Genomic DNA, 25,294 nt, shown 5'->3' with positions numbered 1-25,294 from the left:
AATCAAACGATTACCCTCCTCCATGAACAACCCGCTTTTGGCTGATTTTGCCACTCCCTTTGATACCGCACCTTTTCACCTGATCCAAACCGAACACTACCTTCCCGCAATCAAGACAGCGATCCAATTGGCCAAAGCTGAAATCGAGAAAATCAAGGCTGAGGCACTGCCCACGTTCGAAAACACCGTCGAAGCGCTCGACCGATCAGGAAAAAAACTAGGTATCGTTTCCTCCATTTTTTTTAACCTCAACTCGGCCGAGACCAACGACGAAATCCAGAAACTGGCGCGGGAAATTTCTCCGCTGTTGACCGCCCACTCCAACGATGTATTGTTGGATCAGGAGCTATTCCAGCGAGTGGCGCAGGTTTTCGGAGAAAAAGAAAATCTCAACCTCAGCGCTGAGCAGTCGACCTTGCTAGAAAAGACCTACAAGTCTTTTGTCCGAAACGGTGCAAAACTCAGTAGCGAAGACGCCGGAAAGCTGCGTGAAATCGACCGTCAACTCGCTGAGTCGAGCTTGAAATTTGGGGAAAACGTCCTCGCTGAGACCAACAAATACGTTCACTTGGTGGAAGACGAGCGGGACTTGGAAGGTTTGCCGGAAGGCATCAAGGAAGCTGCAGCGCAGATCGCCGAAGAAAAAGGTGAGCTGGGAAAATGGGCATTTACGCTAGACTACCCGAGCTACATTCCTGCGATGACTTACGCCAAAAATCGCGAACTACGAAAAACACTATATCTAGCCTACAACACCAAAGCAGCAAAGGGTGATGAGTTGGACAATAAAGAAACGATCCAAGCACTGCTTCGCCTGCGCCATGAGCGCGCTAATCTCCTCGGCTACGCGTCCCATGCGGACTTTGTCCTGGAAGAACGAATGGCCAAAAGTCCCAAAGCCGTCATGGACTTCCTGGAGTCCTTTTTGCATAAAGCCAAACCTAAGGCCGAAGCGGATGTAGAAGAAGTCGCGGAGTTTGCCAAAAAAACGGATGGATTGGAAGCACTGGCTCGCTGGGATTTTGGTTACTATTCTGAGCTTCTCAAGAAGGAAAAATATGCGCTGGATGATGAACTGCTCAGACCCTATTTCCAGCTTGAGAAAGTCATCGATGGTGTCTTTCAGACCGCAGAAAATCTCTTCGGTATTACCTTTGTCCCAAATCCCGAAATCCCTGTCTATCATCCTGAGGTCACTGCCTACGAGGTTAATGATAGAAGCGGAAAGCATCTAGCGGTATTCTATGCCGATTTTTTCCCAAGACCAGGAAAACGAAACGGCGCATGGATGACCTCCTACCGTGGTCAAAGCACCGAGAATGGCGAAGATCACAGACCGCATGTCTCCATTGTCTGCAACTTTACCAAACCGACCAAAAGCAAGCCGAGTCTATTGACCTTCAATGAGGTGACGACCTTGTTTCACGAGTTTGGACACGCGCTTCATGGCATGATGGCCAGAGGCACTTATGAGTCGCTTTCCGGCACGAGCGTATTTTGGGATTTTGTCGAGCTTCCCTCTCAGATCTTCGAAAATTGGTGCTACGAAAAGGCCTGCTTGGATCTTTTTGCGAAGCACTACCAAACCGGAGAAACGATCCCGGCTGAGTTGATCGAAAAAATAAAAAATGCGGCCAATTTCCAACAGGGCTACATGACCCTGCGGCAGATTAGCTTTGGTCTCCTGGACATGGCCTATCACAGTGCCAATCCAGAGGCAATAGTTCATGTCGAAGCGTTTGAGGAAGAGGTGATGAAAAAGACCGATTTGCTACCGAAAGTACCGGGCACGCTAATGAGTACGAGCTTTTCTCACATCTTCCAAGGAGGATATTCCTCGGGCTACTACAGCTACAAATGGGCTGAAGTGCTGGATGCCGATGCATTTGAACTCTTTCAGGAGAAGGGAATTTTTGATCAAATGACGGCTCTTGCCTTTGAAAAAAATGTTCTATCAGCAGGGGGAAGCGAGCATCCAAGCATACTTTACAGACGATTTCGGGGACGCGATCCAAAACCGGAAGCACTATTGAGACGCTCTGGGCTCCTGACGTCTTAATTGCAAAATCACCGGATTAGCACTATCTTTTTTAAAACCTAATGTTTGCCTTTATGGATTCCGTCTTCACAAAAATGCCTGCGTTTTTGAAAGCGCTTTTTGTCATGCTTTTCATCATAGTTTTGGTTTTTTGCTTGATCGTCGGGCGCAGCCTACTGATACCGCTTTTCATGGGAGGTTTCTTTGCGATTCTGTTTACTCCGATCAGTATGTTTTTGGAAAAATACCGGATCCCAAGAACGCTAAGCTGCATCATTTCGCTGCTGCTGATGATTACGTTGGCTGTGGGGTTGATCAGTTTTATCGTGAACAACATCGTCAATTTTACCCAGGATTTTGACGACGTGTCTGGGCGTCTGGTATCGGTTGCGGCCAATTTGGACGAATGGACTTTTGAGAATTTTGGCATCAATGAAAACCTGTCGGAAAAAATAGAATCTGACTACTTACTCACCATTTTAAATGAAAACAGCAAGAGTATCTCGGCTTTTGCATTGAATTCGATCGGATCACTGTCAGGCTTGATTTTGATTCCGGTATTCATGTTTTTCTTTCTGCTATATCGAGACCACTTGGTCAACATGATGGTCATGGTGTATCGGGATCGTGACCCCACGCTGGTCAGAGTACGAATTTCCAATCTTAGAAAAGTAATCCAAAGCTACATTGTCGGTGTAGGAAAAGTCATGGTCATCCTTGCGATCCTAAATATTATCGCTTACTCTATAATAGGAATCAAACATGCCATCTTCTTCGGCGTTATCGGTGCAATTCTGAACATCATCCCCTACGTAGGACCGTTTTTTGGCGTATTGCTACCGATCGTCTATGCGTTCTTGACGATGGACAGCTTGTTTTACCCTCTCGCAATTTTCGCCTGCTATCAAGGAATCCAGCTATTGGAAGGTAACTTTCTAACCCCAAAAATCGTCGGAGGCAATGTAAACCTGAATGCTTTCATCACCTTTCTAGGCTTATTGGTCGGTGCCGCCATCTGGGGTGTAGCCGGCATGGTTTTGGTCATCCCGATGATGGCAGTTCTTCGGGAGATTTTTGAACTCGCCGAAAATACCAAACCGTATGCCTTGCTAATGGGAGAAGAAAAAGAAAAAATTAAGGAGTTACCAAAAGATGAACCTAAAGATTAGAATTTTATTAGGAATATGCCTCCTGGCTGGGAGCAGTTGCGACAGCCTAGAAGACAAAAAGGGACGATTCCTGCTTAAAGGCAATGAAAAACTGGAGGAAAACGATCCCAAATCAGCAATCAATTTCTACAATGAGGCGATTACGCTCGACTCCTCGTACGCCGACGCGTATTACAATAAAGCCATGGCTCATCTCCAACTCATACAGTTGGATGAAGCAATCTCGGATTTGAGCAGAGCAATTCAATATCGTCCGGATTATTTTGAAGCGATCTTTCAACGAGGACTCACCTTCTTGGACAATGGGGAATTTTACAAAGCTGAGGAAGACGCAAAACGTCTCATCAAGCTCGACACAGACAACTGGAAGTCTCACTTTCTTGTAGGATTGAGCCAAGAAAAACTCAAAAACTATTCCTCGTCACTCGAAGCTTTTGAAAAAGCATCGAGTCTAGAGCCCACAAATTCCGACCTCCTAGTCAACCAAGCCACGATCCTGTACTATCAGCACAAATACGAAGCTGCTATGGATATGCTACTCAAAGCTGAGCAGATCAACCCATCGGAGCCTCATCTACACAACCTTAAATCGATGATTCTATTCGGAAAAAATGACCTGGACGGGGCGCTGACATCGATCGAAAAGGCGATCGCGCTGGAGAAGGGACAGGCGTACTTTTACAATAACAAGGGCCTCTATCTTCTCTTCCTAGGCAAACTTGAGGAAGGCTTGGAATTAATCAATCAAAGCATTCAGATGGATTCAAAAAACCCGTTCGCATTTCGAAACAAAGGGATTTACTATGTCATGATCGGGGACAAGGTCTCCGCCTTAAGTTATTTGAATGAGCTTGCGAAAAATTACCCTGATATGGAGCTTGTGCAAGAATACTATCAGAAAGCTCAGGCGCTATGATAGCGGGCGGCCGTCACTTCTTTGACTTTTCTAAGCAACTCGTCGGCGTCTATCGGCTTGGCAACAAAACCTTCAAATTCACACCCATCAATCCGCTCGATGATCTCCAGTTTGGCTGCTGCCGTCAGGGCTATTATTGGAGTATCTGAGAATTTCTTTATCTCCATGGTTGCTTCAAAGCCATCCATCTCGGGCATCTGAATATCCATCAGTACGCAGTCATAGGCCCCGATTCGAACTGCCTCCAAAGCCTCTCTCCCATTGTAGACCCGATTGAAAGTATAGCCCCACTTTTTGATAATCTTACCCAAAACCAACGCATTCACTTCATTATCCTCTGCCATCAATAGGTGTAGGCTATCACTAGATCCCTTCAGATTTCCATTGATTGGAGTCTGGATCTCCACTTCCTGCACAAGGTCAAACTCAAGCTCGAAATAGAAGCGACTTCCTTTCCCAAGCTCGGATTCCAACTGAATATGACCTCCCATAAGGTTCAGGAGTTTTTTGGTAATCGAGAGCCCCAATCCGGTGCCGCCATACTTCAAGTTAAAAGTCGGTTTCACCTGGTCAAAGTCGTTGAAAATCTTCTCCCGGTGCTCGGGTGCAATTCCGATTCCGGTATCCTCAACGGAACAATGCACACGAATTCGATCTCCGATCTGTCCCAAAACCTCAATCTTCACCTCGATGTTGCCCTCATGGGTAAACTTGAGCGCATTGGTGATCAAGTTGTTCATTACCTGTGCAAGTCTGGTCTTATCAGCCCTTACATTTACATCAGTCTCTTCGGAAAGATGCAATGCCAAATGATTTCCGCTGTCCTTGGCGTGGAAAGACAGGCCTTGGACTACTTGCTCCATCAGGCTTTTCAGGTTCATCGAATGGTGCTCAATGGTCAATTTCCCTGCCTCGATTTTCTGGAAATCAAGCAGGTCATTGATCATGATGATCAAATTATCGACTGCGAAATTGATTGTATTGAGCGCTGACTTTTGATTTTCTGTCGGGTCTTCGTGGATAAGCGAATACACCGATCCCGAAATCGCATTGAGCGGAGTTCTGAGCTCATGGCTGATCATGGAGAGAAAATCTGACTTGATCTTGTTTGCTTTCTCAGCGGCCATTCTTGCTTCATCGAGTTTGGCTTCAAATTCCTTCTGCTTGGAAATATCGGTCAAGTATCCATACCAAACCATCTCGCCAAATTCCATGGCTTGAGGTCTCGCCGCTCCCATTACCCAGCGGTAGTCCAGGCCGTCTCCTCCGGATTTGACGCGAAACTGACACTGCCAAGGTTCCATCTTGCGGGCGGATGCGATAGAAGACATGATGACTGCGGCCAGATCCTGTGGATGGACTTTGGATATCATTGCCGAGATGTCGGTGAACTGATGAATCTCATCCTGCGAAAGCCCAAGTACGGTCTCGATGCCTTTGGACAAAAAAGAAAAATTCATCTTCCCTTCGGAATTCAGCACCAACTGGTACAATCCGCCCGGAACCTGCTCAGTTAGATTGACCAAAAAATCGCTACTTGCCTCGACTTTTCTTTCCAGATGGATCTTCTCAGAAATATTTCTAAAAGAAAGTGCGATATACTCAGCATTGTTAAGAGTAAGTTTTCTTGACCCTACTTCCAAGGGCAACATATGGCCATCCTCTCCGGGCAAATGCATGGAAAATCTAGAAACAGCCCCGTTACTTGTCGATGGGTTCAACCACTCCGCCCAATGACCGGCTCCCTCCGCCAAGACATTCAGATTTCCCATATGGAGGTTGGGCACGCTTTTTCCAAAACCAAACAGGAGGCTTGCCTCTTTGTTTGCAAGAAAAATTTCCCCACTTCTCTCCACGAGCATAAGCGCTTCCGGACTTTCCATCCAAAGGTTTAAGTGCAACTCTGATTCGGCACGAAGTTGTTGGGCCGTACTTTCATCCCAGATCACCCCATACACTTCAGACGAATCCACCTCGGATAAACAGGCCGAGAACCCTAACTTACAGCTTTCAGTGATCGCCAACACGCCGTTGAATTCCTGCTGCGAGACAAGTGACGAAACCAGTCCGCTGATGTGATCCAAGAAAACTCCCCTGACAGATTCGAACGAATGACCCTTTGACAACAATGACCGAAGAATGGTCTCCGTAGCAGAAGCTGGAGTCCAGTGCCTTTTCGCCAAGTCCAACGTCCAATTGCCGATCTTGGCCAGTTCAGGTGCCTTTTCTCTCAGACTGAGAAGTTTTTGATCCCTTAGTTGTTGTTTGACGCGATAAGAAATATCCCGGGCAATGAGCAAAAAGGAATTAAGGCTGAACTGTACCGAGCATTCCAGATGCAGAAAGGTGTTGTCCTTCGCCTTAATTCTTACCTCAAAAAATTCGCTCTGTAGTCTTTTTTGGCCGACTTCCCAGATTCCCTGAATCCTTCTGAGATCCCCTTCGTGGATGAAATCGCAGAGATTGACATGCAACAACTCTTCCATGTCGTAACCCAACACTCGCCCAGCCGTCGGATTCAAATAGGTCATGTAGTCCAACTTTCCGACGCCGATCAGATCCCGACTTGAGGCAAAAAACTTGGAAGTTTCCTTTTTACCTGGAAGACCTTGAGTCTGAATTTCTTCCCCTTGATAAAAAAGAAAATAATCAGACCCACTATCCTGAGGCAATTTCAACTTAAATGAAAAGTCCCTCTTGTCGTGGGATAAGATCAACTCTTCTTTGAAGATAAAGGCATTGAGGTCCAGCCCCAAACCGACCAATGATCGGTCTTTCAAACTCCCACCCAACCTCTCCTCAAAGGATTTATTGGCGTAAAAAATAGCATGCGGATAGGTTCCCTCAGCAAGAAAGACTATCTCAGATGACTCGTAAATAATCTTTTTGAATGTACTGTTGATACCCTTGTCTTGCATTGAATAGGAAATTGCCGCCGTTATTGAAGAATAAATAGCTCAATGGCTATCAATCCTTTGCAAACATACAGCAATTTGCATTTCGTAGCAATAAATACTTATTATAAATACATTTTTTTGTAGAAAATCAAATTCCGAACTCTATCTGGAAGGTCGCAAACCAAAAATTGCTGGTCTGAACGAGTTCGATTTGTTTATTGGACCAAGAATAGCCGACGTTCCCCTGCATCTTAATCCGGTGCCCATTGATATACCTTGTGTAGCCCAAAGTAGTTTCCTCCAGACGCTGTTCCTGCATCTTCACCACTTCATCAGGTCTCACCGAGGCATACCGTACTGCCAATTCAGATTTTCTCGAAATCATCCTACTCAGGTGAATATTGTTCCCCTTACCGACCCAGACGGTTCTAATTGCTCCATCCTCATTTTGAGTAATGGGATCCGATGCTACTCTCTGGAAATACTCTCCCATCACAGCCCAACCCATGTATTTGAACATCGCATCAGCGATAAAAACCTGCAAATCTCTCGCCTCATAGAGTGCCGAACCCAATTGACCACGAGTCCTTACGGCCTCGTCGTTGTAGTTATAGGACACGCCAATCGCCAGCTTGGGAACTGGTTCGAATTCAAGATCGCCTTCTGAATAGTCTCCTGAGTCGATGAATTTTCCAAATGGCAGGTATTCAAACCGCGCGGTGTAGCTCAAACCTGCATCTCCCGGCGATGGATTTCTGCCTTCACCGGTATTGATCGCCCCTTTGAGCTGATATTCGGCCCGTCCCTTAGTAGGGAGTGTGTAATATCCAAAAAACCCAAAATCTCGATCCAGGGTGAATACACCGTTGGCGATAGATCGATCAGCAAACTGCAAATTTCCGGAGCTGACCACACGCTCTCTGTTACCAGGCAGCTTTCCTTGCCCGAAACCCACGTAGAAGTTCTTGTTGAACGTATAATAGATCATTGCATCCCGGATTGGCTGCGCATACCCCCCGCTCTCCAGGTCCAAATCCGCCTTTGAGAATCCCAGTTGGATGTAGTACTGCATTTTTGGGCTGAGTACATAGCCGTCCAGTCGCAGTCGCAGTCTTCTAACCCTGAAATCTGTCTGCTCTATAGACAGGTCATTTCCACTTTCAGTTCTGATACCGAAGCGGTTTTGCATTCGGAATCGCAGGTTGAGTTTGAACAGTGAGTCCTTAGAAAAACTCAAGCCTTTGTCCACATTGATCAGGGCTCGTTCATCGCTTTCTACTTGAGAAAAAGCTGGAATTGAAAGCAAGTGAAACATCAGGATTGCCGTCGTTAAGGCAATCAAATAAGATGGCAAGGAACTCTTCATTAATTAAATAGAAAAAAGCCGTGGCGACAACGCCACGGCTTCACATTAGTACTCGTTTATTTACGCTTTTGCTTTGATCAAATTCAGGGCAGCTCCGGCTTTGAACCATTCGATCTGACCTTCATTATAGGTATGATTGGCGGAGATCGTATCGCTGCTACCGTCTTTGTGATTAAGTACAATCTGCAGGGGCTTACCCGGAGCAAATGTCGTCAAACCCAAAATATCAATAGAATCATCTTCCTGAATCAGTTCATAGTCCGCCGGATTTGCAAAAGTCAAACCCAACATCCCCTGCTTCTTCAGGTTGGTCTCGTGAATACGGGCGAAAGACTTCACCAAGATCGCACGGACACCCAAGAATCTTGGCTCCATTGCGGCATGTTCTCTGGAAGAACCTTCACCGTAATTTTCGTCACCGACGACAATCGATCCGATTCCCTGAGCTTTGTAGTGGCGTTGAGTGGCTGGAACTTCACCGTACTCACCCGTCAGCTGATTTTTCACAGAGTTGGTTGACTCGTTGAAATAATTCACCGCGCCGATCAGCATATTGTTGGAGATGTTATCCAAGTGGCCTCTGAACTTCAGCCAAGGACCCGCCATCGAGATGTGGTCGGTTGTACATTTTCCTTTTGCTTTGATCAAAAGCTTCAGCCCTTTGATGTCAGTACCTTCCCAAGCTGTGAAAGAATCCAACAATTGAAGACGATCAGAAGCAGGATCTACCAATACTTCTACTTTTGAACCGTCTTCCGCCGGAGCTTGATAGCCCGCATCTTCGACAGCAAATCCTTTGGTAGGAAGCTCCAGACCGGTTGGCTCGTCTAGTTTTACCGCAAGTCCATCTGAATTAGTCAGGGTATCGACCAGGGGATTGAACGTCAGATCACCCGCAATCGCCAATGCCGTCACGATCTCAGGTGACGCTACAAACGCGTGTGTATTCGGGTTGCCGTCAGCTCGCTTCGCAAAGTTTCTGTTGAAAGAAGTGATGATCGAGTTTTTCTCCTGCTTGTCCGCACCATGTCGAGCCCACTGACCGATACAAGGTCCGCAAGCATTCGCCAAGACCACACCACCCATTTTCCCAAAGGTATCCAGGAAGCCGTCACGCTCTACAGTGAATCGTACCTGCTCCGAACCCGGAGTAATGGTGTATTCTGATTTAGCAACCAGTTTTTTATCGACTGCTTGTTGTGCCAAGGATGCAGCTCTCGAGATATCCTCGTAGGAGGAATTGGTACAAGATCCGATCAATCCGACGTCAAGTTTTGCCGGCCAGCCGTTTTCTTTAACAGCAGCTGCGAACTTGGAGATAGGCCAAGCCAAATCCGGGGTAAATGGGCCATTGACATGGGGCTCCAACTCAGAAAGGTTGATTTCTATTACTTGGTCGAAATAGTTTTCCGGCTGCTCATATACTTCGTCGTCGCCGGTCAAGTGCTCGGCGATCGCATCGGCCATGGTTGCTATGTCCGCACGTCCGGTACCCTGGAAATAAGCGGCAGATTTCTGATCATATCCAAAAATAGAGGTTGTAGCCCCGATCTCAGCACCCATGTTACAGATGGTGCCTTTTCCTGTGGCGGAAAGCGAACGAGCACCCTCGCCAAAATACTCAACAATCGCACCGGTACCGCCTTTTACGGTCAGGATACCTGCCACTTTCAAGATCACATCTTTGGCAGATGTCCAACCGGACATTTTTCCAGTTAACTTCACACCAATCAACTTTGGAAACTTAAGCTCCCAAGCCAATCCGGCCATCACGTCGCAGGCATCTGCCCCACCGACTCCAATGGCGACCATACCTAAACCACCGGCATTTGGTGTATGAGAATCTGTTCCGATCATCATTCCTCCTGGAAAGGCGTAATTTTCCAAAACTACCTGGTGAATGATCCCTGCTCCGGGCTTCCAAAAGCCAATACCATATTTATTGGATACAGAAGCCAAAAAGTCGTAAACTTCTCTGTTTTTATCCTTGGCCTTGTCAAGATCTTTTACCGCTCCGATCTCCGCCTGAATCAGGTGATCACAGTGAACAGTCGAAGGGACCGCAACTTGATCACGGCCTGCCTGCATAAACTGAAGCAGCGCCATCTGCGCTGTGGCATCCTGCATTGCCACTCTGTCCGGCTGAAAGTCAACGTAAGAAGCACCTCGCTTATATGCCTGAGAAGCAGGACCTTCGGACAAGTGGGCGTAAAGAATTTTTTCAGTCAAAGTAAGTGGTCGTCCGACAGCCTTCCGCGCCGCTGCGATACGCTCCGGAAACCGGGCATACACCTCTTTGATCATCTCGATATCAAAAGCCATTGTTTTGGATATTTAGTGGATATTAGGTTCGATTTTTCGAATGCGAATATAGGAAAAAGAGGCCAAAAAAGGTAATGGAATAAAGCATGCGTTCCACGGAGATTAAGCATTCTTGTCGACTAAGGACATTTTTCATTCAACCAAAATATATTCAGGCGAAAGTATCTGGCATCGAATTTACCATAGAACTCAATCTTGGCGACCCACAACCGATTAAAGAAGATCATGTTACCGATCGTTTTTGGCAAATTTTCTAATAATACTAGCTTATTACTGGCACAGAAGAATAAAACCACAAAGCAAAAAAGAGAAAGGAGATGATCATAACTTTCAAAACCCAGAAAGTAAGGTCAAGTCGGGATTGCAAAACACCAAATCGTCCACTCCATACAATTTCCAGAGGGTATTGTGAGAGCAAAACACCAAAAAGCCCAAATGGATCGTCAACCAACATCTATCAATACCAATTCGAATTAACGTTGATCGAACAGAATAAAAGACGCTCTTGGAGATTTGAAGGCATACCTCAGCTTACAGGACCCTCGACCGGCTCCAAGTCAAAAAATATTGGACTTGATTTACAGGTAATTAATTCCAATTCTTGGAAAGTATGCATGTATAGGTATTGGTCCTTGTAAAATTCTTTTCAATTGGACTATATTTGCAACACTTTAGCCAAGGAGCTAACCGGAATAGAGGGTTGGGTGAGTGGCTGAAACCAGCAGTTTGCTAAACTGCCGTACGGGTTAAACTGTACCGGGGGTTCGAATCCCCCACCCTCTACAAGAAAAAACCCTAACTCAGTAATTTTAAGCGAGTTAGGGTTTTGTTTTTAATTCAGTGGCGAAATCAGTATTGATTTTGTTTGGATTTAGAAAATCGTTCAGATCGAAGGAGCGGCCGCTTTCCGTATTCACTTCTGCGCTGCTTAACGGTTGGAAAAGCAAAAGATATGTTCATTTTAGCTCTTCCAACAAGTCAACGGGAGTCCGATAGCCAAGTGCCTCATGGGGCCTTTCCCGGTTATAATCTTCCATCTATTCCATGCTTTTTCCTGACCTCATCCAGAGAATTGAATACATTGGCGCTGAGCAGTTCTTTCCTGACCGATCCGTTACAGCGTTCTATATAGCCATTTTGCATCGGTTTGCCCGGCTGGATAAAGACCAGCTAATGTTCTTCTCCCGGCACCAGTGATCCAACAGACAGGAGATAAACTCCGGGCCCAGCTCAAGAAACTCCAATACCCGGATCACCCGTTGTGCCGGAAGTGAAAAATCCACTTCCATGGCCAGCATTTCCCTGTTATAGTCATCCAGAATGTTGAGCACCCGGAAGTGCCTGCCGCTCCAAAGGCTATCGCTCATGAAGTCGACAGACCAGACCTGGTTGATCGTGGAATGAACACAGACCTGTTCCGAGCAAATCCAAGACACTCGGCCCGTGAAAAATCGCAAAAAACATTCTAGCAAACCGGAAGTATACCCTGCAGATTCATTGACGAACCACGCCGCTCACGAATTAAAACACCTTCACTTCATCACTACATCCCGAAAAAGAATTGGAAGTTGCATGCTTCCCTGTAACAGCAGCATCTAAAAGAGATCAAATGACTGTAGGGGACGTCGGATCGGGACAGTCCTATTTTTCTAGAATGCTGAGTTCATATATTTTTTTGATTCCCAACGGCTCCCGGTTCTTTGGAGCACTTCTTCCACTTGATTTCAGCTGTTCAAGCAAATCCTGGAGTTCCTTGCGTTTCGCTGCTTCAGTAAAAAAAAGATTTTTCCTTTCGCCAGGATCGTCAGTAAGATTGTATAGCTGGCCAGTTGCGCCCACAGCTGTCTCCGGTAATGCATACTTTACCAGGTTTCCCCGATCGTAATCATTCCCCCCGGATCCGATGTGATCAAGGTATTTCCAGCTTCCTTTACGGATCTGAAATTGTCCACGAAAGCTTTGGGTGAGTAAATGAGGTCTGATCAGCTTGGCTTCCTCCTGCGTTCCCAGCATCGCCGGCAACATATCAAAGCTATCGGTTGCTTCCTCATCTTTCAGCTTGTACCCGACAATTGATGCAAGCGTCGCGAAGATATCTGTGGAATTTATCATCTGATCGGACACCAGGCCTTCAGGAAATTTACCTGGCCAGCGTACAATGAATGGCACCCGGTGACCTCCTTCCCAGCCATCACGTTTCATTCCCCTCCAACCTCCGGAAGGATCATGACCAAAGTCCTGGCGCATCCAGTCTACGTGGACCGTTTCAGCACCGTTATCAGCATTGAAAATAATCAGCGTGTTGTTATCTATGCCTAGTTCTTTCACAAGATCCAAAACACGTCCAACCAGAACATCCAATTCCCACATAAAATCACCGCGGGGCCCCGCCTTGGTTGCGCCATTGAATTCCGGCGCGGGGAGAACAGGCGCATGCGCGATCTGCGTGGAAAATATCGCAAAAAAAGGCTTGTCCGGTGTGTTGTTCCTGTGCTCTGTTATGAATTCTCTCGTTTTGTTGTAAAACAATAAATCGGCCTCAATAAAGTTGTATCCTGGCGCCATCCAGCCTTCGTCATTATCCCATCGCCATTTACCACCCGGATTTGGTAGGTTCTCTTGTTTATGCCTTTGGCTGGCAGGTATTGGAACCATACCATTCTCAATATAAATATAAAGTGGATCTGTCGTCGGGCAGTTAGGCGTGATAAATGATTCGTCAAAGCCTCGTTGGTTGGGACCGTCAATCAATGGAGTACTTTTTTCATAATCAATAAGCAATGAGTTATCGAAACCTCCCTCGAGCCGCTTATTGTCTTTATCGAACCAGGAAAGTCCAACATGCCACTTGCCAAAGACGCCTGTCCGGTAACCCTTATTGCGTAGCATATCGGCAATCGTTAATTGCCCGGGCTTCAGGTAGCTAGGGCCTCCGGGCCCCTCGAACGCGCCACCACCACCGCCCGTAGAGCGATAGATCTGCTGACCGGAAAGCAGCCCGTAACGGGATGGCGAACATATCGTGGATGGACTATGCGCATCCGTGAACCGAACGCCCTGTCTGGCCATTTTATCCAGCCGGGGGGTCTTGTAGGCTGATCTATCATTATAACATGAAAGGTCTCCATATCCCACATCATCGGCATAAATGATTATGATGTTGGGTAGTTCCTGAGCGCTGGAATTGACATACCCAAAAGCTAAACAAAACAGCAAGATCAAGAATTTGATTTTTTTCATATTTCTTATTAAAGGATTCCCATCTTTCATCAGCCTTTGCAGGCTATTTCAAACATCTTATAATTCTAAAGCTGATTTGAACGATTCTAATATCCTGCACCGAGACGGTATCGGGACTCTTGAACTTACAGCTTGGCACCAGCATTGAATAACGACGGTTATTTCCTGTTCAGCACGCTACCTTATCCGGTAAGACTCCCCATAGATTGATATTTATATTACTTCAGGATTTTGTTCTTCATTGAACATACGCTGAACTTACCGTCCAAGTCGCCTCAGCGACTTCCCATGATCAGTAGAAACATTTTCCTTCCTGAAGCCATAAGCAATGATTATGAAGCGACGCAAGACTCCTGATGCAAACGACTGTCTTATACTCCTGTACATCTATCCTGGTGTATAGCCTTCCGGAAAACGTGCGTCTACGTCGATCCACCATTTCTTAAGTTTTGAAAAGAGCTCATCCCTGACATCAGGCAGTTTGTCTGCCAGGTTGTGCATCTCCCGTATATCGTTCTTTATGTGATAAAGTTCCAACCTGCTATCATTTAAGAATACGATCAACTTGTAATCCCCGTCACGAATCGCACTGCTCGGGCTTCCTTTCTGGTTTGAAAGATGTGGATAATGAAAGTACGCAACGTCATGTATCTTGTCTGCCTTCTTTTCAAGCAGCGGAACCAAACTCTTGCCGTCGGCATGCAAATCAGGACGCAGAGGCAGCCCTGCCATCTCCAGGATAGTAGGATAGAAGTCCATACTCGTAATCAAGGCATCTGACACCCTTCCGGAATCCGTCTTTCCAGGCCACCTAATGATAGCTGGTTCCCGGATGCCACCTTCGTAGAGCCATCCTTTTCCTGTTTTCAGAGGTGTGTTAGCCGTTGGCGTACCTTCTGACGTAGATAGCCCTCCGTTGTCCGAAAAGAATATGACCACGGTGTTGTCTTCTATTCCCGTTTCTTTTAGCTTGTTAAGGACTGTTCCAACTGCCCTGTCTACAGATTCAACCATGGCAGCATATGTTGGATGGTCCTGCTTTGCCCTGAACGTAAACGTCTTGCCGTCGATGGTCTCTTCTGCAAACCTGTCTTCATCGGATAATCCCAATTTCTCTTTCTTCTTCGTATACTTTTCAATCCTGTCAGCCGGTGCATCGAAAGGAGCATGAACAGAATAAAAGGAGAAATAGAGCAGAAACGGCTTGTTCTTCAGTGTATCGATAAGCTGAACAGCCTCTTGAGTGAGGCGGTCCGTCATGTATTCCCCGGGAGTTCCGTTCTTTAAATTTGGTATATCCCACGGGGAAAAATAACTGTTCTTCAAATAAAGCCCACCCCGGTAGTGACCGCCGATGTTGATATCAAACCCTTGTTGGTCAGGCCAGAATTTTTGTTCTCCCGCTACGTTATTGAGATGCCATTTTCCGATAAAGGCCGTTTTGTAACCTGCTTGCTGCAGAATTTCGGGAAATAATTCCTCTTCAAGCGGGAGGTTTCGAACATAATCAGGATTTCCCGGCCCACCTATCCATTGGGTCAGTTTGATGCGTGCAGGATTTCTTCCTGTTAAGATAGACGCACGTGTCGGAGAGCAAACAGGCGACGCCGCGTAAGCTTGGGTAAAGCGTACGCCAGCTTTGGCCAGCCCATCAATATTGGGGGTCTCATAAAAAGAACTCCCATTGGCACCTATGTCCATCCACCCCATGTCATCAACTAGAAAAAAAATGAAATTGGGCTTTGTTTGATTGTCTTGAGCATAGGAATCAACGCAACCGAGTAACAACACTGCAAAGACAAGAATAAGTCTTTTCGCAATAGTGAATCGTACATATAGGGAAACTGCCATGAAGTCAGTCCAGTAACATGTCATATTGAATCTGTGCATGTCGGTTTACTTGGTGAATTGCTAACAATGATTTGAGTAGTGGCCTCGGGTTGCAACTTGGTGCCGGGTAACAGCTGGCTGGCAAAACAGCTAACTAATCGATAAAATTAAGTTATCTGGCGGCACGAAAACATTCACTTTATTAACAATTGAGTGTATTATTTTGACGCAGCCGTGGCGGCTGTGGATGATATTGGAACATTTGAACTCTTAGCAGGATGCCCGGACAAGGTTCGCCTTAAGGATAATGCTTACCACATTTATCTCGAAGAGCTCAACAGCCCTATGTTCACTTTGACCAATTATCATCGTCTTGAAACTATAACGAGTACCAAACTTGACTACTTCAGCCATCTCTTATTCAAAAGATGAAAAGGAGTTGGAGAATTTTTGAAAAAAAGTAGTTTTACACTATTTGCTGGCGTACTCGCAACACTTGAAAGAGCACCTTAGTTTAAGCCCGATAAAAACTGATTTTTCAAAAAGATCTTCATGCTAGAGGTATTTCGCGAAAACAACTAAACTCTGGTTTCTTTTTTCCACACCACTTCATACGGTGCATACGCTTAGTCAAACGCCACCCTTTCGCCACAGGAAATTGCCACCGGCGACTACCGGAGAGTTTTCTTTTCACAGTTGTGCTGGTTGCCCTTCTGACTCTGAAAGCACCGCATCAACGAAAAGTTCCGTCACCTAGCCCAACGGCGGATTTGGAACGTCATACTTCAATTTGGGAATTGTTGGCTTGGCTTTCGGGCAAAAGCAGAAAAGAATTGTAATCCACGGCCAGGTCACCCACCTTGACCGGATCCAGCGGGGCTTGGGATTTGAGGTATTTGGTACCCCATACGTAGGCTTTGGCGGCATTCACCGCGTCCACGGCCAGGAGCTGCCCAGCTTTGAAGTACCAAAGCGAGAAGCTGTGCTCAGCCTCACTCCTCAAAACACAGCGGTCAAATCCCTGAGAAAGACCCACCATCTGCAACTTGACGTCATATTGATCTGACCAAAACCAAGGGATCGCGTCATACGCCACATCTTTGCCGAGAATCGCTGCAGCTGCGACCTTGGCCTGATCCACGGCATTCTGTACCGACTCCAGTCTCAGGTAGCGCTGATAGTGGCGATTGAAATGAAGGGTACAGTCCCCGATGGCATAGATATCGTCGTCCTCCGTCCGGCAGGAAGTATCCACCGCGATTCCTCCCGACACGTCCAGCCCCGCTTGCTGAGCCAGCTGGGCATTCACCCGGATTCCCACACCAAACACCACCAAATCAGCCTCTACACCCCGACCATCTTTTGTCTTCAGCAATAGCCCGGTTTCTGTCTTCTGTATCCTTGTCAGTTCTTGGTTCAAAAGAATCTCCACTCCATTTGACTGATGGAGTTTTTGAAAATAATGGGATAAATCCGGCGCCGTGACCCGGGACAGCACGCGCTCCTCCCGCTCCAAGACCGTCACACGCAGCCCCATGTTCTGCAGCGACGCAGCCAGTTCCAAGCCTATAAAACCTCCCCCAACGATCACTGCGCGCTGATCGGTTTTTTTGCCGATTTGTACTTGGATTCGTCTCACATCTCCGGCATTTCGAAGGCTGAAGACAGGCATATCCGCCTCCAGTCCAGCTACCTCCGGCACCCAGGCGCTCGCCCCGGTAGCCAGCACCAGTTTGTCGTATGCCTGCTCCGTACCGTCGTCTAGCTGGATCGTCCGTGCCTCCCGGTCTATGGACAGCACCCGTCGTCCCAGGTTCAGCTGGATATTTTCTCGGGCATAAGTTTCCTCAGCCTTCAGGTAGCTGAGGCTACTTTCCTCCATCTGCGACAGATAAGTCTTGGACAAAGGCGGCCGATGATAAGGCAAGTCCGGATCTGCGTCGATGAGGATCAGCTGTCCTTGCCAGCCTTCCTTTCGCAGGGCAAAGGCAAAATTGACTCCCGCATGACTGGCGCCGACCACCACACATGTCAACTTACTGGTTTCTAAAGCTTCCATGGTCTCGGGAATTATTTCGCCACGCGAAGCTGAATCCCATCCAGATCTTCGCTCAGCGAAATCTGACAGCAAAGGCGACTGAATTCGTCCGCTCCGTCGGCCAGTTCCAGCATGTCTTTTTCGATCTCTGAGGCCTGACCGGTCTTGTCGAGATCTTCGGGGGCTACGTGGACATGACAGGTTGCACAGGAGCATACCCCCCCGCAGTCCCCGTCGATGCCGGGGATTCCATGGGAGACTGCCAGTTCCATGACGGAACCCGTATGGCCCTCTACGGCTCGGCTGCTTCCGTCCGCCGTGATGAATGTTATCTTTGCCATTTTATATAAATATGATATCTATCTGATTTTTAACTAGTAATGGAACTAGACAGGTTTTGTCTAGTGCCTCGGTTGTAGCTTGACCTGGAGCTGGTGGTATCCGACTTTTCTGCGAAAATCTCCCCAGACCTCCCAATTTTCCCGGCCCTCGATCAGCTCAACGGAAGAAATGGACGCCGCCATTTCCTTCAGCAAAAGTCGCATGACCTGCCGTGCATGGGTTGCCCCCAGGCAATTGTGGTGACTGAAGCCAAAGCCTACATGGGGATTCACTTTTCGGTCGATCTTGAGTTGGTTCGGCTCTTCAAACACCGCCTCATCGCGGTTGGCTGAGGCCCAGCAAAGGGAGACGCGGGAGTCTGCCTTCAGCGCATGCTCGCAAACCTGAGTATCCTCGGTCACTACCCTGCCCATGTGGGTGAGGGGTGAAAAATACCGAATCATCTCCTCCACAGCCGTATTGATCAATTCGGGTTCCCGACGCAGCCTTTCCAAATCCTCGGGATGGCTTGCGAAATGCGCCATTGCGTTGGTTACTGCATTGATCACTGTGTCCCGTCCTCCGGCAAAGGTGAGTACCATCACCCCTTTGGCTTCCTCCTTGCTGAGCTTTCTCCCTTCTACCTCGCCCTGCATCAGCAGGGAAAACAGATCGTCTCCGGGATGGGAGACCGCTTGGTCAAGTTTGGCATCGATGTAGTCATACAGGACATCCGCCTTGGAACCGTCTAAGGCCTCACCCTCGCTTCGGAACACATGGGTACCCCAAGAGATCCAGGTTTCCGCCTCCTCCATCGGACTATTGAGCAAGAGCGTCAAGGCACGAGACTGTAATGGAAGCGCAAAATCATACACCAAGTCCAGCTTCTCCCCATGGGCCAACACCTTCAAAAGATCGGCTATAATCGCCCTGAGCTGCTCCTGATACTTTTCCTGAAGGGGACGTTTAAACCAGGGTTCGATCATCGCCCGATAGGCGCCATGCATGGGAGGATCTACTTCAAATGGAATCTGGCGAGTGCTGCGGATGCTGACCTCGGAGGGTACCACGATCCTACCCGGTACCGCCTCGGAAGTGAAGGTTTGGTAATTGTGAGCCGTCTTTCGCACATCTTTCAGGCGAAGCAGCATGGTGACGGGATCTCCTTGGTCATCGATCTCTGCGTATCCCTTACTCGCACGGACTTGCGCAAAGGGATCGGGTATTTCACTGTCTTTCACGGCTAGGTATTTTGGTGGGTAAAAATTGCTCCTACAATATTTGTGAAAAGCCAGCCGAGAGGACTAACCAATTTTTACCAATAAGTACACTATTTTGACCTAATCAGAACCAATTTAAGACTCACCCATACACAATAGTAAACAATCGACTAGTTTTGAAAGTATGAAACCGATACTGGAGTCTGTTCCCCTGGAAAAAAGCCAGTCGATCCTGGCCTTTTGCTTCGACAAAAAAAACTTTGAAACGCCCTGGCATTTTCATCCCCAATTCGAGCTGACTTGGATAGCATCAAGTACAGGGACCAAGTTCGTGGGCGACTTCATCGGAAACTATGAGCCGGGCGAACTCGTCTTGCTCCATTCCAACCTGCCTCATTATTGGAAAAACGGACAGGACCAAGCCGCTCAGGCCAAGTCCTATGTCATCCAGTGGAATGGTGACGCCATCCCAAAAGCACCGGAACTGGAAGCGATTCATGAGATGCTCAAGGCTTCCGCACAGGGATTGATCTTCGACCGGAGCCAAGCCGAAACGCTGTTTCCCCTGATCCAAAAATCCGCCGGCCTTCAAGGCGCCGAGCTGTATATTCAGCTCCTGACCTTACTGTCCGCCTTGGTGGATTGCAATCACGAGAAGCTGTCCCAAGGAAGTTTTACCCAGGCCATACCTATAGAATACTCGTCGAGGATGGAAAAGGTGCACGACTTTGTGGCTGCAAACTATGTCAGGAAAGTCTATCTCAAAGAGCTCTCAGACCTGGTAAACATGTCGGAGCAGGCCTTTTCCAGATTTTTCTCGAAGATGATGGGACGGCCATTTTTCACTTTCCTGAATGACTATCGAATCCATGCGGCGGCCAGGATGCTTTTGGAACAGGACGATGCCGTCGCCCAGATAGGCTATGCCTGCGGCTACGACTCCCTGCCTTTTTTCCATCGAAAATTCAATGAGGCCTTTGGGATCAGCCCGGCGCAATACCGGAAGAAACACAGCGTCAAGCCCTAGTTCGCTCTAGGCTATCATTTCGCAAATCGCCCAAAAAACTCCTCCGTGTCCTTGATCTCCTCCAGTCCGAGGATATAACAGACCTCACTCAGATCGGAGAAGTCCAGCCCATTTTCAGCAACCGCCTCATTGTTGTAGCGGCCCTCTACTCCGTTATACTCCAAGCCGATCTTCACGGCAAGCTGCCATACTTCCAGTTGTTTCGGATCAGACAGCTGCGTTTGCCACTGGGTATAGCCGGGGGTGCGAAAGCCCGGACTGCCATTCCCCACTGCGTTTCCGTCGGGGATCTTGTGGTAGTCTGCGGTCGCTTTGACAAAAGCCAGGGCTTCCTCCGAGGTCACCTTCTCGTTCCAGTTGCTGTGCTGGACGACATGGATACGCTCTGATGGCTTGATTTGGGACATAGTTTTCTGGATCTCTTGGATCAAAAGAGCGGAAAAGTCAGACTGACCTGCCTCCGCTATCCAGATATCACCGCCGGAATTTAGGGCCTTCTTCGCCTTCTTCATGACTTCTTTGAGTGCCTTGGCGCGGTCGGCATCTGCATCTGCCCATTTTTTTCCAAAAGCCACATCAAGGAGCTCATTGGGTGAAACATAGAGGCCTTCCTGCACGCCATAGGTTCCGGCCACGGGAAGGTAGTTGACTCCTTGGAAATCGGGTTGGGACATCAGCGTATACAGGGCCGCTGCGGTATGGATGTCGTCCACATCGGTTTTGCAGTCCATCTGTACGAGAAGCAGATCCTTTTCCATATCAAATCGAGTGCTGGAAGAGGTCTGGCCTGAGCTGAGGTTTGGTAAAAATGTCAGTGCCAGAAGGCAGGAAAAAACAGAAATCCTGTTCAGTTTCATAGGTAAAATGGGTTTGAGGTTTTTTGTCCTCGATGATTTCAAAGCGAAATCACCGAAGCTCAAAATAAAAGGTTATGGTCGAATAAACTGCTTTTCCGGGATTTTTGAATTCTTTCCTTTCAAATTCCTTTGATCAAACGAACGCTCCCCAGTTCGGCTTGGGTAATCTTAGTTTGCCACACATAGACTTTCTGCAAACTCCCACATCTGCCCAGTTCATCAAGACAGTCGTCGGTCAGGTCATTTCCATAGACATTCAGCACTTCCAGTCGGGGGAATTTTTCAGCTAAAGTCAGGCCCTTATCCGTCAGCGCATTCTTCTCCAGCCTCAGCTTCATCAGATTGGGCAGTTCGGGCAGGGATCCCAATTCATCGTCCGTCAAACCCAAGCCTGACAGATTCAGCCACAGGACATTGGCTTGGATTGGCTCCAATGATTTCAACAAATCCGGGAGTCCGCGCTGAGTCAAGGCAGCTGACGGAATATGCACATCGTACCGGAAGGAATCTTTCAAAAGTTCCCGAACCAGAATGCCCTTGCCCCGCAACTCATCCAAGACCAGGGAATCCACCGGCGACAAGGCTCCCTCCGAAGCGCTGGCCTGATCGGATGAGCCCAAACCCAAAAAGGCAGCCGCCACATACTGAACCGAATCTCCATAGCCGACTAAGGGCCTAGCGAAGTCTACACCTCCGCTGATCCAACTTTCCAAGAGGAATATTTCCTGTTCTGTCAGCTGCTTTTTTCCCTTGGGCGGCATCACCTCCTCCTCTTCTTCCCCCAGATGGATGCGACGGAACAGCTCGCTGTCAGCAATATTGGCCGCAAAGACAGTCCCGCTCTCTCCTCCTTTTAGGATGCTTTCTGGACTCTCAAGTGAAAGCCCTCCCTTGAGTTTGCTGCTCCGATGACAGGAGATGCATTTTTGATCCAAGATCGGTTGGATAACGTGGGGGAACAGCAGAGCCTCCTGCATGCTTTGCGGAGGTAGGACCGCTACTTTTTTCTCCTGAAATGGAGCATAGGCCGTCAGGTAATCGCTACCATGGGTGAGATTGCCCCCCAGATGCCCTGTCAGCGCCAATCCCAACATCATACCACCCAAAAGGCTCCCCGCAAGCTTGGCATGGACGCCTCGCTGAAGCCTAAATGCAAACAAGGCATAGCAGACGCCCGCAACCAGGGTGGTCAAAATACCCGCCCACTTGTGCTGATCCAGCATATCCCCCTCATATTCCCCTGACCCGGACAATAGGAAACCTGCAACGCAAGCCGCAACCGCACTCAGTGTTCCGAGCAGCAAGGCAAACGCGATTGCTTCCCGATACAGCGGCGTCCTTTTCCAGATTTGGAAGGCCCACATCAGAAATGCCAGTATCAAAAAGCCAATGGGGAGATGCACCAACAGGGGATGAAACCTTCCGATAAACAGGTCTAGATTTTCCATATCAGATACGTTCTAGTTTGATGGGGGAAGTCCCGTTGGCGTTCCATTGACAGATGTAGAGGTCTTTGTCCCCGTCCACGCAGACGTCATGCCCATGCAGCAGGGGTTTGCCGGGCAGCTGATAGGCTGGCTGCAGTGCGCCGTTTGCGTATTCCGGCTGCGTTCCCCCCGGATTGGATACTACCCGATCACCTTCCAAGACAGTCACAAACCCGGTATGCTCCAACCAATTGAAAACACCGCCTTGGGGTGCTGACCAGCAGACTCCCGCATAGAGATTCTGACCATCCATGACCGCTCGGCACACATACATGTTGGGAAGGTGCAGGGTCTTCAGATATAGTCCTTCGAGGGTAAAAAACTTGAAGGCGTTTTCATTTCTGGACGTGCAGACCACCATGGGATTCGCCGGATCCCTCAGATCCAGCGCGACACCGTGGGCATTGGAGAGGTTGTAGTTGGAATCTTCGTTGGCATGCCCGCCCCATTTTCTGATAAACTCCCCCTGTGCATTGTATTGCAGGATAAAGTCACTCCCGTAGCCATCAGCGACGTAGATATCCCCCTTGCTCGGGTGGACGGCTACCTCGGTAGGGCGAAAAGGTGAACCCGGTGCATATATGCCCTGAGTCTGCGGATGCCCGATATCAAAGATCGTCCTGCCGTCCAGGGTGCATTTGCTTACCCGACCGTTTTGGGGAATCATCTTGCCTTCCTTTCCCATAAACCATCCCGAATCAGCCAGGTAGAGGAAATCTTCTCCTCCTTCCTGTGCCAAAGCAATGCCGTGCCCGCCTGGATAGGCGGTTCCCCAAGCGTCGAGCAGCTTTCCCGACCGATCAAACACGAGGACGTTGTGGTGGGGATGGTCGCCAATCATGATCAGCCTGCCCCGGCTGTCCATTACCATCTCATGGCAGTTTAGCAGCGGGTATCGGATGCGATCGAGCTGGGTCCAGTCCCGCACGATACGGTATTGGTAGTCTCCATGGCCCAGAATCTCTTCGGATCGCCGAGTCCTGTGATGGATAGCAAAGCTCGACAGCGGAGTGGCAGCTGCAGCGACGGCCGCAAAACCCGAGTTTTTGATAAAGTTTCTTCGTGAGTTCATAGTGGGCTGATTATGCGATGAGGTCTTTGACCAAATGCCCCTCCACGTCGGTCAGCCGGAATCTTCTGCCCTGATGCTTGAAGGTCAGCTTTTCGTGATCCACCCCCATCATGTACAGCAGGGTCGCGTGAAAGTCATGAACCGAAACTGGATCTTTGGTGATGTTGTAGCTGAAGTCGTCCGTTTCCCCATAGGTAAAGCCCGGCTTGACTCCCGCTCCGGCCATCCACATGGTAAAGCATCTAGGATGGTGGTCTCTTCCGTAGTCATTTGGGGTTAGTTTTCCCTGAGAATACACGGTGCGCCCAAATTCCCCTCCCCAGATCACCAAGGTATCCTCCAGCAAGCCCCGCTGTTTGAGGTCTTTGATCAGGGCGGCGGTGGCCTGGTCTGTGTTCTTGCACTGGTTTCGTATCGCTCCCGGGAGATAGGCATGCTGATCCCAGCCACGGTGATAGAGTTGTACAAATTTCACATCCTTCTCCAGCAGCCTCCGGGCCATCAGGCAATTGGCCGCATAGGTCCCGGAGTCGCGACTACCCTCACCGTATAAGTCGAAGATATAGTCGGGTTCATCCGAAAGGTCCGTCAGCTCCGGCACAGAGCTCTGCATCCTATATGCCATCTCATATTGGGCAATCCTCGCGTTGATCTCCGGATCTCCATAGGTATCAAACTGGGCCGAGTTGAGTTCCTTGAGGTAGTCCAGCATCCGGCCCCGGTCTGCCCCGTCGTAATTTTCCGGGTTGTTGAGGAAAAGCACCGGGTCTGCTCCGGATCTAAACTGTACCCCCTGATGCTCGGTAGGCAGAAATCCATTTCCCCATAGCCGCGCGTAAAGCGGCTGGCCGCCTGCATTTTTGGAATTGAGCACGATGAAAGACGGCAGGTTATTGTTGTCTGAGCCCAGTCCATAGCTCACCCAAGATCCTATGGATGGCCGACCTGGTAGTTGATGGCCAGTTTGGAAAAAGGTAATGGCCGGATCATGGTTGATCTGGGAAGTGTGCATGGACTTGATGAAGCAAAGCTCATCCACCACCTCGGCAGTATAGGGCATCAGTTCGCTCACCCAGGCACGGCTTTGTCCGTACTGCTGAAACTTAAACATCGAGGGAGCTATGGGCAGCGAGGATTGGTTGGCACTCATGCCAGTCAGTCGCTGCTCCCCACGGATCGAAGCTGGCAGATCCTTGCCAAACATGTTGTCCAAGCTTGGCTTGTAATCGAAAGTCTCAAACTGGGAAGGCCCACCGCTTTGGAACAGGTAGACCACCCGCTTTGCCTTGGGTACAAAGTGTGGCAGGCCCGGCAACCCGCCTATTCCATTGGAAGGCGTCGCAGCCAAGAGCTTGTCTGCCTTCAGCAAGGAGCCCAAGGCCAATGCGCCCATTCCCAGGGATGTTTTGGTCAGGAATTCCCGGCGACCTATGGTTTTTTCGAGTTTCTGAAACTCGGGATGTGAATGCGTTATCTTATCGTAGTGGCACATGG

19 protein-coding genes and 1 tRNA gene are annotated in these 25,294 nt (G+C 48.5%); 5 read left to right on the top strand and 15 right to left on the bottom strand.

Features of this window, described 5'->3' with window-relative positions; all coding sequences use genetic code 11:
* The first annotated feature begins 22 nt into the window (after window positions 1-22).
* Genes ABD031_RS21265 through ABD031_RS21255 form a run of 3 tightly spaced genes read left to right on the top strand, consistent with a single transcriptional unit; the run spans window position 23 to window position 4,123 of the window.
* Complete coding sequence (locus ABD031_RS21265) at window positions 23-2,059, top strand: M3 family metallopeptidase (RefSeq protein ID WP_343854947.1); 2,037 nt, start codon at window positions 23-25, stop codon at window positions 2,057-2,059.
* Between the two features lie 53 nt (window positions 2,060-2,112).
* Window positions 2,113-3,207 (top strand): AI-2E family transporter, encoded by a 1,095-nt coding sequence (locus tag ABD031_RS21260; protein WP_343854945.1) that lies wholly within the window; start codon window positions 2,113-2,115, stop codon window positions 3,205-3,207.
* A complete protein-coding gene (locus ABD031_RS21255) occupies window positions 3,191-4,123 on the top strand; it encodes a tetratricopeptide repeat protein (protein ID WP_343854944.1) in 933 nt (310 codons plus the stop codon). The genes ABD031_RS21260 and ABD031_RS21255 overlap by 17 nt, the downstream gene beginning before the upstream one ends.
* On the opposite strand, the gene ABD031_RS21250 is transcribed toward ABD031_RS21255, so the two are convergent.
* The 3 genes from ABD031_RS21250 to ABD031_RS21240 all read right to left on the bottom strand — a co-directional run bounded on the left by ABD031_RS21250 (window position 4,111) and on the right by ABD031_RS21240 (window position 10,708).
* Window positions 4,111-7,041 carry an ATP-binding protein gene (locus ABD031_RS21250; protein WP_343854942.1) on the bottom strand — a complete coding sequence of 977 codons (2,931 nt, stop codon included), beginning with the start codon at window positions 7,039-7,041 and terminating at the stop codon, window positions 4,111-4,113. The two genes, ABD031_RS21255 and ABD031_RS21250, sit on opposite strands and share 13 nt — an antisense overlap.
* Before the next feature lie 127 nt (window positions 7,042-7,168).
* The gene (locus ABD031_RS21245; protein ID WP_343854940.1) at window positions 7,169-8,386 is read right to left on the bottom strand and encodes a porin; all 1,218 of its coding nucleotides are present in this window, start codon (window positions 8,384-8,386) and stop codon (window positions 7,169-7,171) included.
* A 60-nt stretch (window positions 8,387-8,446) separates the two neighbouring features.
* A complete protein-coding gene (locus ABD031_RS21240; protein ID WP_343854938.1) occupies window positions 8,447-10,708 on the bottom strand; it encodes an aconitate hydratase in 2,262 nt (753 codons plus the stop codon).
* A gap of 694 nt (window positions 10,709-11,402) precedes the next feature.
* Between ABD031_RS21240 and ABD031_RS21235 the strand changes: the two genes are divergently transcribed.
* Window positions 11,403-11,491: transfer RNA gene (locus ABD031_RS21235), tRNA-Ser, on the top strand.
* A gap of 173 nt (window positions 11,492-11,664) precedes the next feature.
* Here the strand turns inward: ABD031_RS21235 and ABD031_RS22445 are convergent.
* The 8 genes from ABD031_RS22445 to ABD031_RS21205 form a co-directional block, all read right to left on the bottom strand.
* The gene (locus ABD031_RS22445; protein ID WP_425542832.1) at window positions 11,665-11,745 is read right to left on the bottom strand and encodes an integrase core domain-containing protein; all 81 of its coding nucleotides are present in this window, start codon (window positions 11,743-11,745) and stop codon (window positions 11,665-11,667) included.
* Window positions 11,732-11,851, bottom strand: coding sequence for an integrase core domain-containing protein (locus ABD031_RS22440; protein WP_425542817.1), 120 nt, complete (start codon window positions 11,849-11,851; stop codon window positions 11,732-11,734). Before ABD031_RS22440 ends, ABD031_RS22445 begins: the two co-directional genes overlap by 14 nt.
* Window positions 11,833-12,075 (bottom strand): hypothetical protein, encoded by a 243-nt coding sequence (locus tag ABD031_RS21230; RefSeq protein ID WP_343854937.1) that lies wholly within the window; start codon window positions 12,073-12,075, stop codon window positions 11,833-11,835. The genes ABD031_RS22440 and ABD031_RS21230 overlap by 19 nt, the downstream gene beginning before the upstream one ends.
* A gap of 274 nt (window positions 12,076-12,349) precedes the next feature.
* The gene (locus ABD031_RS21225) at window positions 12,350-13,948 is read right to left on the bottom strand and encodes a sulfatase family protein (RefSeq protein WP_343854935.1); all 1,599 of its coding nucleotides are present in this window, start codon (window positions 13,946-13,948) and stop codon (window positions 12,350-12,352) included.
* 387 nt (window positions 13,949-14,335) lie between these two features.
* Window positions 14,336-15,838, bottom strand: coding sequence for a sulfatase (locus ABD031_RS21220; protein WP_343854933.1), 1,503 nt, complete (start codon window positions 15,836-15,838; stop codon window positions 14,336-14,338).
* A gap of 718 nt (window positions 15,839-16,556) precedes the next feature.
* The gene (locus ABD031_RS21215; protein WP_343854931.1) at window positions 16,557-17,837 is read right to left on the bottom strand and encodes an NAD(P)/FAD-dependent oxidoreductase; all 1,281 of its coding nucleotides are present in this window, start codon (window positions 17,835-17,837) and stop codon (window positions 16,557-16,559) included.
* Between the two features lie 11 nt (window positions 17,838-17,848).
* Window positions 17,849-18,157: a 2Fe-2S iron-sulfur cluster-binding protein gene (locus ABD031_RS21210; RefSeq protein WP_343854929.1), complete on the bottom strand. Its 309-nt coding sequence runs from the start codon at window positions 18,155-18,157 to the stop codon at window positions 17,849-17,851.
* A gap of 60 nt (window positions 18,158-18,217) precedes the next feature.
* Window positions 18,218-19,378, bottom strand: a complete 1,161-nt coding sequence (locus tag ABD031_RS21205; RefSeq protein WP_343854927.1) for a cytochrome P450 — start codon at window positions 19,376-19,378, stop codon at window positions 18,218-18,220.
* Between the two features lie 163 nt (window positions 19,379-19,541).
* Here ABD031_RS21205 and ABD031_RS21200 point away from each other — a divergent pair, with 163 nt between their 5' ends.
* Window positions 19,542-20,384 carry a helix-turn-helix domain-containing protein gene (locus ABD031_RS21200; RefSeq protein ID WP_343854926.1) on the top strand — a complete coding sequence of 281 codons (843 nt, stop codon included), beginning with the start codon at window positions 19,542-19,544 and terminating at the stop codon, window positions 20,382-20,384.
* A 14-nt stretch (window positions 20,385-20,398) separates the two neighbouring features.
* Here ABD031_RS21200 and ABD031_RS21195 read toward each other — a convergent pair whose 3' ends face one another.
* From ABD031_RS21195 to ABD031_RS21180, 4 genes are all read right to left on the bottom strand, one after another.
* Window positions 20,399-21,241 carry a hypothetical protein gene (locus tag ABD031_RS21195; RefSeq protein ID WP_343854924.1) on the bottom strand — a complete coding sequence of 281 codons (843 nt, stop codon included), beginning with the start codon at window positions 21,239-21,241 and terminating at the stop codon, window positions 20,399-20,401.
* A 119-nt stretch (window positions 21,242-21,360) separates the two neighbouring features.
* Entirely contained in the window at window positions 21,361-22,689 is a 1,329-nt protein-coding gene (locus ABD031_RS21190; protein WP_343854922.1) for a c-type cytochrome domain-containing protein, read from the bottom strand.
* A gap of 1 nt (window position 22,690) precedes the next feature.
* The gene (locus ABD031_RS21185; RefSeq protein ID WP_343854921.1) at window positions 22,691-23,800 is read right to left on the bottom strand and encodes a twin-arginine translocation signal domain-containing protein; all 1,110 of its coding nucleotides are present in this window, start codon (window positions 23,798-23,800) and stop codon (window positions 22,691-22,693) included.
* Window positions 23,801-23,810: 10 nt separating this feature from the next.
* A complete protein-coding gene (locus ABD031_RS21180; RefSeq protein WP_343854919.1) occupies window positions 23,811-25,292 on the bottom strand; it encodes a DUF1501 domain-containing protein in 1,482 nt (493 codons plus the stop codon).
* Window positions 25,293-25,294 lie beyond the last annotated feature (2 nt).

The organism is Algoriphagus jejuensis, assembly GCF_039523455.1.
GTDB lineage: Bacteria > Bacteroidota > Bacteroidia > Cytophagales > Cyclobacteriaceae > Algoriphagus > Algoriphagus jejuensis.
This window is presented reverse-complemented; position numbering and strand designations above follow the sequence as displayed.

What these genes read in the sequence shown, in the direction of transcription:
- ABD031_RS21265 (WP_343854947.1), top strand. Translation starts at nt 23, where the DNA reads ATGAACAACCCGCTTTTGGCTGATTTTGCCACTCCCTTTGATACCGCA.
- ABD031_RS21260 (WP_343854945.1), top strand. Translation starts at nt 2,113, where the DNA reads ATGGATTCCGTCTTCACAAAAATGCCTGCGTTTTTGAAAGCGCTTTTT.
- ABD031_RS21255 (WP_343854944.1), top strand. Translation starts at nt 3,191, where the DNA reads ATGAACCTAAAGATTAGAATTTTATTAGGAATATGCCTCCTGGCTGGG.
- ABD031_RS21250 (WP_343854942.1), bottom strand. Translation starts at nt 7,041, where the DNA reads ATGCAAGACAAGGGTATCAACAGTACATTCAAAAAGATTATTTACGAG.
- ABD031_RS21245 (WP_343854940.1), bottom strand. Translation starts at nt 8,386, where the DNA reads ATGAAGAGTTCCTTGCCATCTTATTTGATTGCCTTAACGACGGCAATC.
- ABD031_RS21240 (WP_343854938.1), bottom strand. Translation starts at nt 10,708, where the DNA reads ATGGCTTTTGATATCGAGATGATCAAAGAGGTGTATGCCCGGTTTCCG.
- ABD031_RS22445 (WP_425542832.1), bottom strand. Translation starts at nt 11,745, where the DNA reads ATGGAAGATTATAACCGGGAAAGGCCCCATGAGGCACTTGGCTATCGG.
- ABD031_RS22440 (WP_425542817.1), bottom strand. Translation starts at nt 11,851, where the DNA reads ATGCAAAATGGCTATATAGAACGCTGTAACGGATCGGTCAGGAAAGAA.
- ABD031_RS21230 (WP_343854937.1), bottom strand. Translation starts at nt 12,075, where the DNA reads ATGAGCGATAGCCTTTGGAGCGGCAGGCACTTCCGGGTGCTCAACATT.
- ABD031_RS21225 (WP_343854935.1), bottom strand. Translation starts at nt 13,948, where the DNA reads ATGAAAAAAATCAAATTCTTGATCTTGCTGTTTTGTTTAGCTTTTGGG.
- ABD031_RS21220 (WP_343854933.1), bottom strand. Translation starts at nt 15,838, where the DNA reads ATGCACAGATTCAATATGACATGTTACTGGACTGACTTCATGGCAGTT.
- ABD031_RS21215 (WP_343854931.1), bottom strand. Translation starts at nt 17,837, where the DNA reads ATGGAAGCTTTAGAAACCAGTAAGTTGACATGTGTGGTGGTCGGCGCC.
- ABD031_RS21210 (WP_343854929.1), bottom strand. Translation starts at nt 18,157, where the DNA reads ATGGCAAAGATAACATTCATCACGGCGGACGGAAGCAGCCGAGCCGTA.
- ABD031_RS21200 (WP_343854926.1), top strand. Translation starts at nt 19,542, where the DNA reads ATGAAACCGATACTGGAGTCTGTTCCCCTGGAAAAAAGCCAGTCGATC.
- ABD031_RS21195 (WP_343854924.1), bottom strand. Translation starts at nt 21,241, where the DNA reads ATGAAACTGAACAGGATTTCTGTTTTTTCCTGCCTTCTGGCACTGACA.
- ABD031_RS21190 (WP_343854922.1), bottom strand. Translation starts at nt 22,689, where the DNA reads ATGGAAAATCTAGACCTGTTTATCGGAAGGTTTCATCCCCTGTTGGTG.
- ABD031_RS21185 (WP_343854921.1), bottom strand. Translation starts at nt 23,800, where the DNA reads ATGAACTCACGAAGAAACTTTATCAAAAACTCGGGTTTTGCGGCCGTC.
- ABD031_RS21180 (WP_343854919.1), bottom strand. Translation starts at nt 25,292, where the DNA reads ATGTGCCACTACGATAAGATAACGCATTCACATCCCGAGTTTCAGAAA.